This window comes from Micromonospora phaseoli, assembly GCF_900109115.1.
In the GTDB taxonomy this organism is placed as follows: Bacteria; Actinomycetota; Actinomycetes; order Mycobacteriales; family Micromonosporaceae; genus Micromonospora; species Micromonospora phaseoli.
In genome coordinates, this window is record NZ_FNYV01000002.1 from 575,075 (window position 1) to 588,887 (window position 13,813).

Genomic DNA, 13,813 nt, shown 5'->3' on the forward strand with positions numbered 1-13,813 from the left:
GCCACGCCGCTGCGGGGACCGTCCCTCAGCCTCTCCACCGGTGGCGGAGCCGCAGAAATGTCCCGGAGGGCCGATGTCGGCTGGATCATCGGAGGCAAGCGGGCCGGCGATGCCCGGTGACGTGGTGGAACTGCGGGTGCACGGGGTTTCCGCCCCCGGCGTCGGGCAGGTGTTGGACCCGCCGCTCGTGCAGGTCGCCGGAGACCGCAGCGCGGGCTTCTACCGCCCGCGGCCCAGTTGCTGCGATGACGGCCGGGCGGGCGGGGTCACCCTGGAGGCGTACCGGTGGAGTGATCTGCCCTCCGGCACCGTGGTCCGCACCCTGTCGCTGGTGTTCCTGCTGCCGTTCATGCTGCTCAACGTGGCGGTCTGGATGCGTCCCGGCAATCCGGCCTCCGACGCGCTGGTCAGATCCCTGTGCCGGGTGCTGGGCCTCACCCTGACCGCGTTGTACGTGCTGGCCGCCGTCGGGGTCGCCCTCGACCTGGTCGCCTGGCAGTGCATGTCCTCCTCGGCTTGCCTGTCCGGCCGTACCTGGCTGTCCTGGCTGGGTGGACGTCCAACCGGTTTGCGGCTCGCGGTGCTCGCGCTGGTCCCGGCCGCCGCCATCGGCCTGATCTGGTGGGCCAGCACCCGCCCGGGGCGGTCTTTCCAGGCGTTCCGCCCGCCGGAGGAGCAAGGGTCCGGGCACCCGCTCAGCGATGTCGGCCGATGGGATGCCGAGCCGTTGATGGGGCGGTTGCGCTCCGTCCACGTCGCCGCGGCGTTCGCGACACTCGACGGCAGCCTGCTCGCCGCCCAGGCCGCGCAGGGCGCCGCCACCACCACCGTCGTGTTGGCGGTAGCGACGGGGGCGGTCCTCGCCACCTGTGTGACCCTGCTCTGCACTCCCGCACTGATCGAGCGGGCCCCCGCGGACCGGCGACTCGACGGTGCCGCCCGCACGCTGCGCACGATCGCGATCGGTCTCACCGTCGTGGTGCTCACCAATGTCCTGGCCATGCCCACCGGGTGGCGGGAAGGGGATGGCCTGCCCGGTTACGGCTCCACCCTCACCTGGCTGTTCGTCGCCCACGCCGGGCTGCTGGCCGCCCTGGCCGCCGTGCTGCTGTGGCGCCGAGGTCGCCGGCCGGATCCGCCGCTGCACGGGCTCGGCGCGCTGGCGGCCGCGACCGCGGGCGCGGGTCTCGCGGTGGCATTCTCCGCAGAGGTCGTCCGCCGGGTGGCCGACCTCCTGGACCGCGACGTACCAGCCGCAGCGGACGCGATCCCCCACCCGCCGCCGGCGTACACCTGGGCTATCTACGGCTTCTTCCGGGCGGTGCTGATCACGCTGGTCATCGCCGGCCTGACGACCCTGCTCTCCCGACGCAGCCGCTCCCGCGCGGCGGCCGCGATCGTCGAGCGCGACTTCCCGGACCCGCCCAGCGAGGCCGCGCCCCGGCTACGGCAGGTGCGGCAGGCGATCGTCCGGGCCCGGTTCTCCGACCGGCTGTTGCCGCTGGCGGTGCTCTACGCCAGTCTCGGCGGACTCGGCGCGCTGACCACCGCGATAGACCTGCTGGGGGTGGATCCCGGCGACGTCATCCAGCGGTACGCCCGGGTGCCCGCCGGCCTGGTCGAGTTCGGCATCGGGCTCGGCAGCTACGTGATCTCGGCGACCGTACTCGGCCTGGTCATCGGCGGAATCTTCGCCTACCGGAGCCTCTGGTTCCGGCGTCACGTCGGCGTTCTCTGGGACCTGGCCACCTTCTGGCCACGCGCCGCCCATCCCTTCGCGCCGCCCTGCTACGCCGAACGGGCCGTCCCGGAACTGGCACGACGCATCACCTACCTGGTCGAGGGCGGCAGCGCGGTCCTGGTCGCCGGGTACAGCCAGGGTTCGGTACTGCTCGCCGCCACCGTCCTGCAACTGCCGCCCCACGTCAGCGGGCGAGTCGCCCTACTCACCTACAACTCGCCATTGCGCCGGTTCTACGCTCGCCTCTTCCCCGCCTACGTCGACGACGACATGCTGCACGAGGTGGGGAGCCGGGTCGGCTGGCGATGGTTGAACCTGTGGCGCGACACCGACCCCATCGGGGGCTGGATCTTCTCCCCCCACCAACCCGACGCGCCCCCCGCCACCGGCCCGACGGCGGGGGTCGACCGCCGGCTCCGGGACCCCAGCGGCCTGGTCGCCCCGCCCGGTGACAGCGTCCCGCCACCGATCAAGGGACACTGGCCCTGCGAGTCCGACAGGTCGTACACCGAGGCGACGCAGGATCTGATCGAGCGACTTCGCGAGCCGACCAAAGATCGGGGGATCATACGCGGGTGAGTTCGTCCCAGCTTCTCGTCGTGCTGGACCGTGACAGTCCGGTGCCGCTGCAGCAGCAGCTCTGCGAGCAGATCAGCGGGTCCGTGCGGGCCGGCCGGCTGTGCCCCGGCGACCCGGTGCCACCCAGCCGGGAACTGGCGCACCAGCTCGGGGTCTCCCGCACCGTGGTTACCCGGGCATACGAGCTGCTGCGCGCCAACGGGGTGCTGACCTCACGGCCCGGGTCCGGCACCCGGGTCAGTGGCCACCTGCCCGAGGCGCGACGCGAGACAGGCCCGGCCGTCCGGGCGCCGCTGCGACCGGAGCCGCCGCTGCCCACCGACGCCGGCAGCCCGCTGTGGAAGCCATGGGAGCCGGCGCCGATGCAACGACCACACACGGCGTACGACTTCCGGCACGGCACCCCGGCGTTGGCCAGCTTCCCGGTCACCCGGTGGCGGCAGTCGCTGGCGGAGGCGGTGAGCCGCGCCGACACCGCCGCCCTGGGCTACGGGCCGGCCGAGGGTGCTCCGGAGCTGCGCGCCCAGATCGCCGCGCTGCTGCGGCGCAGCCGGGCGTTCGCCGCGGCACCGGAGCAGACCGTGGTGACCAGCGGAGCCACCCAGGCTATGGACATCCTGGTCCGGCTGCTCGTCGGTCCGGACGAGGTGGTGGTGATCGAGGATCCCAGCCACACGGTGCTGCGGCAGATCTTCGGCTACTCCCGGGCGGCGGTGGTGCCGGTGCCGGTGGACGAGGAGGGGCTGCTGGTCGACGAGATCAGCGACCGGGTACGCGCGCACGGCCACCATCCGGCGCGGGTACGGCTGGTCTACGTCACGCCGTCGCACCAGTTCCCCACCGGGTTCGTCATGTCGCAGCGGCGGCGGCGGGCGCTGCTGCGCTGGGCCCGCGCGCAGGGCGCCACGGTGCTGGAGGACGACTACCACAACGAGTTCAGCTTCGGCCCGGAGCGACTGTCGGCGTTGGCCGCCGACCCGCAGGACGCGGACGTGGTCTACGTGGGCAGCTTCAGCAAGACGCTCTTCCCGTCGCTGCGCATCGGGTACGCGGTGCTGCCGCCGCACCTGGTCCGGCCGTTCCTCGGCGTGAAGTGGATCACCGACCGGCTGACGCCGACGGTGACCCAGCAGGCGCTGGCCGAGTTCATCGACTCGGGCGCGTACGCCCGACACATCGGCCGGATGGACCGCCTGTACCGGAAGCGCCGGGCCCGGCTGTTGGAGGCGCTCTACGGGCACTTCGGCGCGGGCGTGCGGATCTCCGGCGCGGCGGCCGGGCTGCACGTGCTGGTGTCCCTGACCGACCTGCCCGGCACGGACGAGGCGGAGATCGTGCGCGCCGCGGCCGTGCGCGGCCTGCGGATCTACCCGGCCTCGGGCTACTTCGCCGTCCGGCCGCCGGTGGAGCCGACCTTCCTGATCGGGTACGCGGCCCTGTCCACCACCCGGATCACCGAGGGAGTGGCGCTGCTGGCCGCCGCGGTGCGGGAGCTGTCACCTCGGTGAACCGGGGCCGCCGGAACCGGGCGCGCTGCGCGTACGGGACGGTGCAGTCGAAGACCGCCTTGGCGGTCCGCCCGTCGGCGGAGAGGGCTCGGGAGTAGCCGGTGTGCTGGCTCGGGTCGAGGGCGAAGCCCTCCCGGTCGGACAGCACGACCATGTCCAGGTCGGCCTGGAACCGGGTGGCCATCGCCCACCACAGGTCCTGGTCGGACTCGACGTCGACGTCCTCGTCGACGCAGAGCACCAGCTTGGCCATGCGGAACTCCGTCAGCACCGCCTCGGCGGCGGCGCGTACCGTGGCGTCGTCCTGCGGGCCGCGCTTCGCCGGCCACTGGAGCACCACCATCAGCTGGCCGCCCCCGGCGGTGTGGCAGTGCACGGCCCTCGCCGGCGTGCCCCGGCGCTCCAGCAGATCCAGCACGGCCGCCTCCATGCCGAAGCCGAGCAGCACCGACTGCTCGTGCCCCGGGCCGGAGACGGCCTGCAGGATCGGCCGTTCCCGCGCGGTGATCGCGGTGACCCGCACCAGGGGCAGCGACGGGTGTGCCCGGCCCTGGTAGCCGAGGAACTCCGGGGTGGCCACGGTGCCGTGCCGGCTCTCCGGCGCCGTGTCGGCCAGCAGTTCACCCTCGATGACGTACTCGGCGTGCGCGATGAACTCGGCGTCCACCGTGCGGCACCGCAGCAGCTCCACCGGCTGCCCGGCCAGGGCACCGGCCACCGCCAGCTCGTCGATGCTGGGCGGCACCAGCGCGGTCGGGCAGCAGGAGGAGAGCAGCACCGCCGGGCCGAGCCCGAGATGGATCGCCACGGGCAGCGGAGCGCCCCGACGCAGGGCGGCCCGGTACGCGAGTTCGAGATCCCGCCCGGGAACCATCCAGATGGTGAGCGTGTCCGGTCCCTGCACGCACATCCGGTGCACGGAGAGGTTGCGTACCCCGGTCTCCGGATCGGTGGCGAGCACCGCGCCGAGGGTCAGGTAAGGCCCCGCGTCCTCGTCGGTGAGCACCGGCACCGGCAGGGCGGTGAGGTCCAGCGGCAGCGTCTCGCGCGGCCAGCCGGCCGGGTCGGCGGCGGGCACCGGCGGGTGTGGCGACCGGACTGCCGCGAGCAACCGGTGCGGCAGCTCGGCCGGGGTGCAGCCGAGCAGACCGGCGGCCCGGCGGCGGGTGCCGTACAGGCCCATCAGCACGGCCCGGGTGGGACCGTGGTCGGGGCGTACCCGGTCGAAGAGCACCGCCGGCCCGGGGCCGGTCGGTGGGGCGGCGGGCGCCCCCGCCCAGCGGGCGTAGTGGGCGGAGACGCCGTACCGCGCCGGCAACTCCTCGGTGACCCGGACCAGCTCGCCCGGCAGCGGGTCGAGGCAGGCCAGGGCGTGTCGCAGGTCGGTTGGCGCGCGGCCGGCCATCACTGCCCCTTCGGCGCGGCTGCGGCGCTGCGGTCGGCCAGCATGTGCAGCTGCATCCGGGTCAGCTCATCGATCAGCGCGCGGTAGGTGGCGACCGCCACCTCGGGAGGCATGTCGTGCCCGACGGCGAGGTCGTGCACCCGCCCCAGGACCTGCCGTACCCGGTCCGGGGAGCGGACGGTCGGCTCGTCGGTCTTGTGCACGGTCAGCTCGCGCACCACCCGGGTACGCTCCGCCAGCAACCCGACGATCCGCTGGTCGATCTCGTCGATGGTGGTACGCAGTTCGGCGATCCGGGCCGCACCGGCGGCGGCGCCGGCCGGGGTGGAGCCGGCCGGCGTCGCATCTCCTTGTTGCTGGCTCATGGCTGGGCGACCTCGTCGATCACGAAGACGACGGTGGGCTCGGCGTTGCTGCCCTGGGAACGGTGTTCCTCGTCGTCGGGGATGACGAAACCCATGCCCGGCCGGCAGGGCACCGAGCGGTCCCGGAAGTGGATGGTGAACTCGCCCTGGAGCACGTAGCCGGTGTGTCCCCGCAGGCACCAGTGATGCTCGTCGAAGCCGGCGGGCAGTTCGAGCAGGCGCAGCCGCTGCCCACCGACGTACGCGATCTTGACGCGCCCCTCGGCGCCCGGCTTCTCCCACTTCTCCCATTCAGCTGCCGGAAAGTCGATGCCGACCGGCGCGGTGGCCTGTTCAGTGGACATTCTCGATATCTCCTCTGGTCGGGACGAATCCGCCCGGGCGGGGGCGCGGAACGCGTTCGTTGCGGTCCAACTGCGGCAGGACGCTGCCGCCGGTGACCCGCTGGTGCTGTCTGAGCAGGTGCACCATGTCGAGCATCCGGTTGACCATCCGTTCCAACGCGTCCACGCCCTCGGTGTCGGCGAGGCCGGGTTTGCCGGTGGCGTTGCGCAGCAGCACGGGAAAGCCGCTGCCGACCAGGATCATCCGGTTGAGCAACAGGTTGTTGACGATCTGGTTGTGCACCGAGGAGTCGCTGTACCGGCGGCCGGTGACGATGACGCCGCCGACCTTGTCGGCCAGCGGCCGGTTGAAGCGCAGATACCCCACCCCCGCCCGCTCGATGAAGACCTGCATGAGATGGGCCAGGCCGAAGGCGTGCACCGGCGCGGCGTAGATCAGCCCGTCGGCGTGGATCATCTGCTCCACCAGGGCGGGCACGTCGTCGTCGAGCTGACAGAGCGTGGTACGGCTGTTGCAGTCGCCGCACGGGCTGCACGGCGAGATCTGGTGTTCGCGCAGCCGGATGGTGCGCAGGGTGGCGCCGCGTGCGGAGATCAGGCGTCCGGCGTACTCGATGGCGAGGTCGGTGTTGCCGCCGGCCCGTTCGGAGCCGTTGATGGCCAGAATGGTGGCTGCTTCGCTGTGCACTCGTACCCCCGAACACTTGTCGGGCGGCCGGGGCGCCACACCGCGGCCCGGCCGCCCGAGTTCAGTCCGTCAGCTTCCCGGCGAAGTAGTCGATGTAGGCCTGCATGTCGAAGTGGCCGTGCCCGGAGAGGGAGAAGACGATCGCCTTCGACTCACCGGTCTCCCGGCAGCGCATCGCCTCGTCCACCGCCACCCGGACGGCGTGCGTGGACTCCGGCGCGGGCACGATCCCCTCACTGCGGGCGAAGAGCACCCCGGCCTCGAAGCAGGCCGTCTGCGTCACCGCCCGCGCCTCGACCAGGTCGATCTCCCGCAGCGCGCTGACGATCGGTGCCATGCCGTGATAGCGCAGCCCGCCGGCGTGGATCGCGGGCGGCCGGAAATCGTGGCCCAGGGTGTGCATCTTGGTCAGCGGGGTCAGGCCGGCGGTGTCCCCGAAGTCGTAGTCGTAGCTGCCCTGGGTCAGCGACGGGCAGGACGCCGGTTCCACCGCGATGAACCGCACGCTCGGCCCACCCTCGAACTGCCGGCGCAGCAGCGGCAGCGCCAGACCGGCGAAGTTGGAGCCACCGCCGGCCGCGCCGATCACCACATCCGGGTAGTCGTCGGCCATCGCCAGCTGGAGCAGCGCCTCCTGGCCGATGATCGTCTGGTGCATCAGCACCAGGTTGAGCACCGAGCCGAGGGCGTACCGGGCCTCGCCGCCGCTGTTCAGCGCCGCCTCCACCGCCTCGGAGATGGCCAGTCCGAGGCTGCCGGTGGAGTTCGGGTCGGCGGCGAGGGCCGCCCGGCCAGCCGCCGTACGCTCGCTGGGGCTCGCGGTGACCGAGGCGCCGAACGTCTCCATCAGCCCTCGCCGGTACGGCTTCTGGTCGTAGCTGACCCGCACCATGAAGACCTCGCAGTCGAGGTCGAAGTACGCGCACGCCATCGACAGCGAACTGCCCCACTGACCGGCGCCGGTCTCGGTGGTCAGCCGACGTACGCCGTCCTGCTTGCTGTAGTAGGCCTGCGGGACGGCGGTGTTCGGCTTGTGGCTGCCGGCCGGGCTCACCCCTTCGTACTTGAAGTAGATCCGGGCCGGGGTGCCCAGGCTGCGTTCGAGGCGGTGGGCCCGGATGAGCGGGCTGGGCCGCCACTGCCGGTAGATGTCCAGCACCGGGCCGGGGATCTCCACGTCCCGCTGGGTGGAGAACTCCTGCTCGATGAGGCCGGCGGCGAAGAGCGGTTCGAGATCGGCCGGGGTGATCGGTTCGCGGGTGCCCGGGTGGAGCATCGGGGGCAGCCCCTTGGGCAGGTCTGGGACCACGTTGTACCAGGTCGTCGGGGTGTCGCTCTCCGGCAGGACGAACTTCGTGACGGTCATGGCCGCTCCGGTTCGAAGGTGGTCAGGGACGGGTGGTGGCCAGCTCCGTGGGGGCGGGCTGGGTCGGGGTCGGCGGCCGTACCCGCAGCACTGCGAACGCGGCGACGCCGACCACCGGGGTCAGCAACAGCAGGTAGAGCACGGGCTGATGTCCCTGGGTCTGCCAGACCAGGCCCAGGCCCATCGGCACGACCAGGCGGGCCGCACTGAGCACGAAGCCGTTGAGGGCCATGAAGGCGCTGACCCGGTCGGGCTCGACGTGGTCGGCGATGTAGGTGGGCACCACCACCGAGGCGATGATCTCCCCCAGGGTCCACACCACCGTGGAGAGCAGCACGGCCGGCAGCGAGAAGGCAAAGACCAGGATGGCCATTCCGGCCGACCAGAGCAGGCCGGCGACGATCAGCAGCGTCCTGGTCTGGTACGCCTTGATCCGCCGCTCGATCAGGATGCCGGCGGCCACCACCACCAGGCTGTTGATCGTGTAGACCGCACCGACCACCGCGACCGACGACGCCAGCACGCCGGTGACCGCCAGGGGCAGCGTGTACTCCAGGCCGATAAGCGGCGCGACGTAGCAGAACGACACCACCACGACCACGGCCACGTCGAGGTCCCGCCGCAGGCCGGTCCGCCCGCCGGTGGTGCGGGCGGTCGCCGCCGGGCGCCGGGTGTCCGCCGGTACGCAGAGCCGGATGGTGATCGCCGCGAGGACACCGAGCAGGATGTTCCCGGCGAACATCAGGTGGTACGAGTAGGCCGCCGCCAGGCCGCCGAGCAGCGGACCGACGCCCATGCCGAGGTTGTTGGCGATATAGCTGACGGTGTACGCGAAGGGCCGCTGCTCCGGCTCGGTCAGGTCGGCGATGAGGGTGTTGGCCGCCGGCGCGAACATCCCCATCCCGACGAGCGCGACGAACAGCAGCACCGCGTACGTCCACGGTGGCCCGTCGAACACGGCCAGGCCGAGGTAGCCGAGCGCGTTGAGCAGCAGGCTGGACACCAGCGCCGCGCGGCGGCCCGCTCGGGCGCAGACCGCGGCGCTGAGCAGGCTACCGGCCAGCAGACCGGTGCTGCCCACGGAGATCAGCGCGCCGGCCTCCCCGACGCTCAGCTGTCGACTCTGCACCAGATAGACCGCCAGCAGCGGGAAGACGAACATCCCGGCCCGGTTGATGAAGGAGGCGAGGACGAGCATCCGCAGCGGTCGGGGCAGGGCTCGGAAGCGGCTCACCCACATGGCGTGCCCTCCACCGGCTCGGTGCGCACCTCGAAGGTGTCCCGGATGGCCTTGAACCGGGCGCGCACCTCGTCGAAGTCACGGCCCTCGCAGACGTACCAGCCAAGGACGTCGTTGGAGGCGGTCGGTGGGGCCAGCACGTCCCCGACGCTCTTCCACACATCCGCGTCGAGCACCGAGTCGAGCGCCCGCAGCTCGTCCGCGCTGGTGATCGCCGTGATCCGGCCGAACCGATCGGAGCAGAGGTATTCGGTGCCGATCTCCGGGCCCAGCGTGGCGGCGGGCAGGTGACCCGGGTCGAGTTCCAGGCGGCACCATTCACCCGCCAGGTTGATCCCCCGCCCGGCCGCGATGGCCGGAACGATGGAGCCGCCACCGGCCCGTGCGGCGGCCTCGCCGAACAGCACCTCGCCGTCGTCGCGCAGGAAGAACTCCACGTGCGCGACGCCGGTGCGCATCCCGAAGCCCCGCAGCAGGGTGGCGTTCGCGGCCAGGACGTGCCGCTCGGCCGAGGTCAGATGATGTTTGCGGGAGATCGTGCCGCCCGGCTCGTCGCGGAACTCCAGGATCGAGTACGTGTAGCGGGAGAGCTGCTCGAAGACCGTCTCGCCGTCTCGCAGCAGCGAGTCGACGTGGTACTCGACGCCTCGGACGTACTCCTCGACCCGGTAGTCGTGCCGGCTGTCGGCGAACAGCGGCCAGATCCGGGCCAGCTCCTCGGCCGAGTCGACCCGGTAGGTGTCGCCGCAGGCCCAGCCGGCGTACGGCTTGATCACCACCGGCCAGCCCGTCTCGGCGGCGAACTCCTCGACCGCGCCCCGGGTGTCGGGGCGGCAGGAGCGGGCGACCGCCACGCCCAGCTCGGTGGCGCGGCGGTGCATGACGTTCTTGTCCCGGAAGGTCAGCGCCTGCTCCGGATCGAGTCCCGGGATGTCGTGGTCCCGCCGACAGAACGCCGCGGTCAGCACGTCGCCCTCGAAGAGCGGGAAGATCCTTTCCACCGGGTACCCGGCGACGATCTCCCGGACCGCGGACCGGACGGCCTCCCGGTCGTCGAGGTCCGCCTGGTAGCAGGGCAGGCCGGCGGCCTCGGCGGCCGGCTGCCCGGCCGGCAGCAGCACCACCACACGCACCCCGAGCCCGGTGGCCGCCGCCACCACGCTGCGGAACTGGGCGGCGTAACGACCGGCCGCGGGCCGGTAGACGACGAGAATCGCGCGGGTCATCGGCGGCCACCCCCGTGGCTGGCAGCGGGGCTGGGCACGCCGTCGCCGCCGGGCGCGTCGGCCGGGGACAGGACCACCCTCGTCGTGCCGGCGTCAAGCACCGCCGAGGAGGCGCAGTGCGGCCCGCCGATCAGGTCTTCCAGCGCGGAACCGAGCAGGGCCATCGCGATCTCGACGTCCCCCCGGCCGCCCGGGTGGGCCGCCTCGATGGTGAGCAGCAGCCGGTGTCGGCCGAGGTCGGTGCGGACCAGATGGCCCTGACGCCAGTTCCAGCGTCGCGAGTGGGCCCGGCCGGCAGAGTCGGCGTAGATCACCTCGCCGGGCTCCGGCCGCTCCGGCGCATCCGGCTCGCCGAGCGGCAGGTAGGTCTCGGTCCCGTCGGCAGGCCGCACGACGAGGTCGGTGAGGCCGGCCACGGCGCACGAGGCCACCGGCATGGCGACGCCGAGCGAGATCGCGTTGCAGAGGTCGACCAGCGAGTTGATCCTCGGCAGGCGGTCCCCTCGGGCCACCCGGCGGGCGATCGACTCGGCGGCGCACGGGAACCGGTTCGGGTTCACCCCGACCGCCCGGTACGCCGCCCGCCACCCGGCGATCTGCGGCACCTCCGCCACGCCCGCCTTGTCCAGGCCGGCGCCGTGCATCGCGTTCTCGGCCGCGGTCAGCAGCGCCGACACGCCCGGATCCGCCGGCGCGACCGCCACCACCGGTACGGCGATCAGGCCGAGCACGTAGTCCGGCACGGCCGTCAGCACCCGGTCGTCGACGCGGACCTCAAGGGCGTCCGCACCGTCTCTAAGCTGGCTCATCGTGGTCCTCGTGGAGTCGGGTCAGGAGATCGGGTCGACTGTAGGCAGCGGGCCGGGCACCGGTTGTGACCAATTCCGGGGGGATCCGGTAGGTCCAATCCGCAGGAGCGGCCGACACGGCCCGCTCCGCCATCAGGCCGGCAGCGCGGTGGGTGCGCCGCGCAGGAAGTTGTCGAACAGCCGAAAGCCCTCCTCGGTCAGCACACTCTCCGGATGGAACTGGACCCCCTCGACCGGCAGGCGGCGGTGGCGTACCCCCATCACGTAGCCGTCGTCGGATGAGCGCGCGGTGACCTCCAGCACCGGCGGCACGGGATCGGCGACGATGAGCGAGTGGTAGCGGGTGACCGTCAGCGAGGTCGGCGCCCCGATGAAGACGCCGCGCCCGTCGTGGGAGATCACGCTGGTCTTGCCGTGCATGAGATGCCGGGCGACCGCGACGGTGCCGCCGTAGGCCAGACCGATGGCCTGGTGGCCCAGGCAGACGCCGAGCAGCGGGATCCGGCCGGCGAAGGCGTGCACCAGTTGGACGTGCCCGGACGCGGCGGGATGCCCCGGTCCGGGGCCGAGGACCACCGCGTCCGGCCGCAGCGCGGCGAGTTGGTCGCTGGTCCGGCTCCGGGACCGGACCACCACGGTCTGCGCGCCGAGGGTACGCAGGTACTGGTCGATGATGTGGGTGAAGCTGTCGTACGCGTCGACGAGCAGGACCCTCACGGCAGCAACTCCTCACCGGTCAGCGCCCAGTAGCTCGCGCTCATCTTGGCCAGGGTCTCCCGCCACTCCGCCCGGGGCGTGGAGTCGGCGACCACCCCGGCGGAGGCCTGCGTGTGGTAGCGGCGGCCGTCCCGCACGACGGTGCGGATGCAGAGCGCGAGGACCGCGAAGCCGCGCACGTCGACCAGGCCGGTGGATCCGGCGTAGACCCCGCGAGGCTCGTCCTCCAACCCGTCGATGATCTCCATGGCGCGCAGCTTGGGTGCGCCGGTCATGGTGCCGGCCGGAAAGGCCGCGCAGATCGCCGCCCACACGTCGGTACCGGTGGCGAGCCGGCCGGAGACGGTGGAGACCAGATGGTGCACGTAGGCGAAGGGCTCGGGATCAAGCATCGTGTCGACGCTGAGGGTGCCCGGCGCACAGACCCGGCCGATGTCGTTGCGGCACAGGTCGACGAGCATGACGTGCTCCGCCCGCTCCTTCTCGCTGGCCAGCAGGTCCGCCACCCGCTGCCGGTCGGTCTCCGGGTCTGCGGACCGGGGCGCGGTGCCGGCGATCGGACGCATCGAGATCCGGCCGTCGTCGATACGGAGGAACAGCTCCGGACTCGCCCCGATGACCATGCGCCCGGCCCAGGGCGCCAGGTACATGTACGGCGACGGGCTGCGGTGCCGCAACCGCCGGTAGACCTGCAACGGCGTGAGGTCGCTCTCGACCTCGATCCGATGGCCGATCTGGATCTGGTAGCTGTCCCCGACCTCGATGTGCCGCAGGCACTGCTTCACCCGGGCGGCGAAGGTCTCCTCGTCCACGTTGTCGCGGACCAGGGCGGGCGGCGGGGCATCCGGTACCTCGCGGTGATCTCCGGGGAGCCCGGCGACCAGTTCGGCCACCGGCGGCACCGGCTCGTCCGGCAGGTGCGGGCCGGTGCTGGTGAGCTGGTGCACGGTGCCGGCCCGCAGGTCCCACCAGACGGTGTGCCGGAACAGCGTCAGCGTGCAGCGTGGGACGTCGTCGACCACCCGCTCGACGGTGAGCTCATCCATGTCGCGCGCGGCCTCGTAGGCAAGCGTGGTGAGGAAGCCGAAGGCGAAGCTGTCGGCGTCAGCGGCGGTCTGCACCGCGAAGGCGCGCTGAACGGCGCGCACGGCGGCCCACAACTCGGGCGGGCCGGCAACCCGCCAGACGCGCTGGTCGGCGCGGCGCTTCAGCGGCTCGCCCAGCACGGCCGAGAGGACCGCGGCGAGGGCCTCGCCGAGCGCCCCGTCGGCGGTCAGTTCGAGCCGGTCGGCGATGATTCGCAGCTCGGCCAGCCGCCCCCAACCCACTGCGGCGGCACGCCGGTCGCGGGCCGGCCCGTCCAGGCTTTCAAACAGATAAATGTCATCCTGAAAGCGATTCTCGGACAAAGCCGTGTAGAGCGACAAGGGATCGATTGACGACAGTGTGACTGCTGTCACATTAACCGGAATCACGCCCACCAGAGGCGTGGGCTGCTCCACCGACGAATGAGAACAGATGGGACGCTCACCCAGCCGGGCCGACGACGCACTCATCACGAAACCTCCTCTGAGCAGCTCGGTTCACGCGCCCGACGACGCTGTTCCCGCCGCCCGAAACGGCAGGTCGAGCCCCTCCCCCCACGCAAACGGCCACACCAACCGCACTGGCGCTCGACGTCGACCGACGGCCACCCTCGTCCCCTATGGAAGCGGACGGAAGATTGCCCCGATTCGCCGGCGGTTGAGCGGTTGCACCGCCGGGAAACACTTTCACCAATCGCGTACCACCCTGTCCATACCACTTGGACGATCACGGAGGGGAC

The 13,813-nt window shown here is 72.1% G+C and carries 12 protein-coding genes; 2 read left to right on the forward strand and 10 right to left on the reverse strand.

The genetic code is table 11. The features are described 5' to 3' along the window. Window positions 1-73: 73 nt before the first annotated feature. Together BMY89_RS07350 and pdxR are read left to right on the forward strand one after the other, a co-directional pair. Window positions 74-2,320, forward strand: a complete 2,247-nt coding sequence (locus tag BMY89_RS07350; protein ID WP_092376897.1) for a hypothetical protein — start codon at window positions 74-76, stop codon at window positions 2,318-2,320. Further along, the gene (pdxR, locus tag BMY89_RS07355; RefSeq protein ID WP_092376900.1) at window positions 2,317-3,828 is read left to right on the forward strand and encodes a MocR-like pyridoxine biosynthesis transcription factor PdxR; all 1,512 of its coding nucleotides are present in this window, start codon (window positions 2,317-2,319) and stop codon (window positions 3,826-3,828) included. Before BMY89_RS07350 ends, pdxR begins: the two co-directional genes overlap by 4 nt. On the opposite strand, the gene BMY89_RS07360 is transcribed toward pdxR, so the two are convergent. The 10 genes from BMY89_RS07360 to BMY89_RS07405 form a co-directional block, all read right to left on the reverse strand. Next, the gene (locus BMY89_RS07360; RefSeq protein ID WP_232521107.1) at window positions 3,773-5,233 is read right to left on the reverse strand and encodes a UbiD family decarboxylase; all 1,461 of its coding nucleotides are present in this window, start codon (window positions 5,231-5,233) and stop codon (window positions 3,773-3,775) included. The two genes, pdxR and BMY89_RS07360, sit on opposite strands and share 56 nt — an antisense overlap. Beyond that, window positions 5,233-5,598, reverse strand: coding sequence for a chorismate mutase (locus BMY89_RS07365; RefSeq protein WP_092376906.1), 366 nt, complete (start codon window positions 5,596-5,598; stop codon window positions 5,233-5,235). The genes BMY89_RS07360 and BMY89_RS07365 overlap by 1 nt, the downstream gene beginning before the upstream one ends. Further along, window positions 5,595-5,942 carry an AraC family ligand binding domain-containing protein gene (locus BMY89_RS07370; protein ID WP_092376909.1) on the reverse strand — a complete coding sequence of 116 codons (348 nt, stop codon included), beginning with the start codon at window positions 5,940-5,942 and terminating at the stop codon, window positions 5,595-5,597. Before BMY89_RS07370 ends, BMY89_RS07365 begins: the two co-directional genes overlap by 4 nt. Continuing rightward, on the reverse strand, window positions 5,932-6,630 hold the full coding sequence (locus BMY89_RS07375; RefSeq protein WP_232521108.1) for a flavodoxin family protein: 699 nt from the start codon (window positions 6,628-6,630) through the stop codon (window positions 5,932-5,934). Before BMY89_RS07375 ends, BMY89_RS07370 begins: the two co-directional genes overlap by 11 nt. 61 nt (window positions 6,631-6,691) lie before the next feature. After that, on the reverse strand, window positions 6,692-7,996 hold the full coding sequence (locus tag BMY89_RS07380; RefSeq protein ID WP_092376915.1) for a TrpB-like pyridoxal phosphate-dependent enzyme: 1,305 nt from the start codon (window positions 7,994-7,996) through the stop codon (window positions 6,692-6,694). A gap of 22 nt (window positions 7,997-8,018) precedes the next feature. Continuing rightward, a complete protein-coding gene (locus tag BMY89_RS07385; RefSeq protein WP_092376918.1) occupies window positions 8,019-9,236 on the reverse strand; it encodes an MFS transporter in 1,218 nt (405 codons plus the stop codon). Continuing rightward, complete coding sequence (locus BMY89_RS07390; RefSeq protein WP_092376921.1) at window positions 9,227-10,462, reverse strand: ATP-grasp domain-containing protein; 1,236 nt, start codon at window positions 10,460-10,462, stop codon at window positions 9,227-9,229. The genes BMY89_RS07385 and BMY89_RS07390 overlap by 10 nt, the downstream gene beginning before the upstream one ends. Then, complete coding sequence (locus BMY89_RS07395) at window positions 10,459-11,271, reverse strand: B3/B4 domain-containing protein (RefSeq protein WP_092376925.1); 813 nt, start codon at window positions 11,269-11,271, stop codon at window positions 10,459-10,461. The genes BMY89_RS07390 and BMY89_RS07395 overlap by 4 nt, the downstream gene beginning before the upstream one ends. A 132-nt stretch (window positions 11,272-11,403) precedes the next feature. Then, complete coding sequence (locus BMY89_RS07400) at window positions 11,404-11,988, reverse strand: anthranilate synthase component II (protein WP_092376927.1); 585 nt, start codon at window positions 11,986-11,988, stop codon at window positions 11,404-11,406. Further along, window positions 11,985-13,316, reverse strand: coding sequence for an anthranilate synthase component I family protein (locus BMY89_RS07405; RefSeq protein ID WP_232521109.1), 1,332 nt, complete (start codon window positions 13,314-13,316; stop codon window positions 11,985-11,987). Before BMY89_RS07405 ends, BMY89_RS07400 begins: the two co-directional genes overlap by 4 nt. Window positions 13,317-13,813: the final 497 nt, after the last annotated feature.

What these genes read in the sequence shown, in the direction of transcription:
- BMY89_RS07350 (WP_092376897.1), top strand. Translation starts at nt 74, where the DNA reads ATGTCGGCTGGATCATCGGAGGCAAGCGGGCCGGCGATGCCCGGTGAC.
- BMY89_RS07360 (WP_232521107.1), bottom strand. Translation starts at nt 5,233, where the DNA reads ATGGCCGGCCGCGCGCCAACCGACCTGCGACACGCCCTGGCCTGCCTC.
- BMY89_RS07365 (WP_092376906.1), bottom strand. Translation starts at nt 5,598, where the DNA reads ATGAGCCAGCAACAAGGAGATGCGACGCCGGCCGGCTCCACCCCGGCC.
- BMY89_RS07370 (WP_092376909.1), bottom strand. Translation starts at nt 5,942, where the DNA reads ATGTCCACTGAACAGGCCACCGCGCCGGTCGGCATCGACTTTCCGGCA.
- BMY89_RS07380 (WP_092376915.1), bottom strand. Translation starts at nt 7,996, where the DNA reads ATGACCGTCACGAAGTTCGTCCTGCCGGAGAGCGACACCCCGACGACC.
- BMY89_RS07385 (WP_092376918.1), bottom strand. Translation starts at nt 9,236, where the DNA reads ATGTGGGTGAGCCGCTTCCGAGCCCTGCCCCGACCGCTGCGGATGCTC.
- BMY89_RS07390 (WP_092376921.1), bottom strand. Translation starts at nt 10,462, where the DNA reads ATGACCCGCGCGATTCTCGTCGTCTACCGGCCCGCGGCCGGTCGTTAC.
- BMY89_RS07395 (WP_092376925.1), bottom strand. Translation starts at nt 11,271, where the DNA reads ATGAGCCAGCTTAGAGACGGTGCGGACGCCCTTGAGGTCCGCGTCGAC.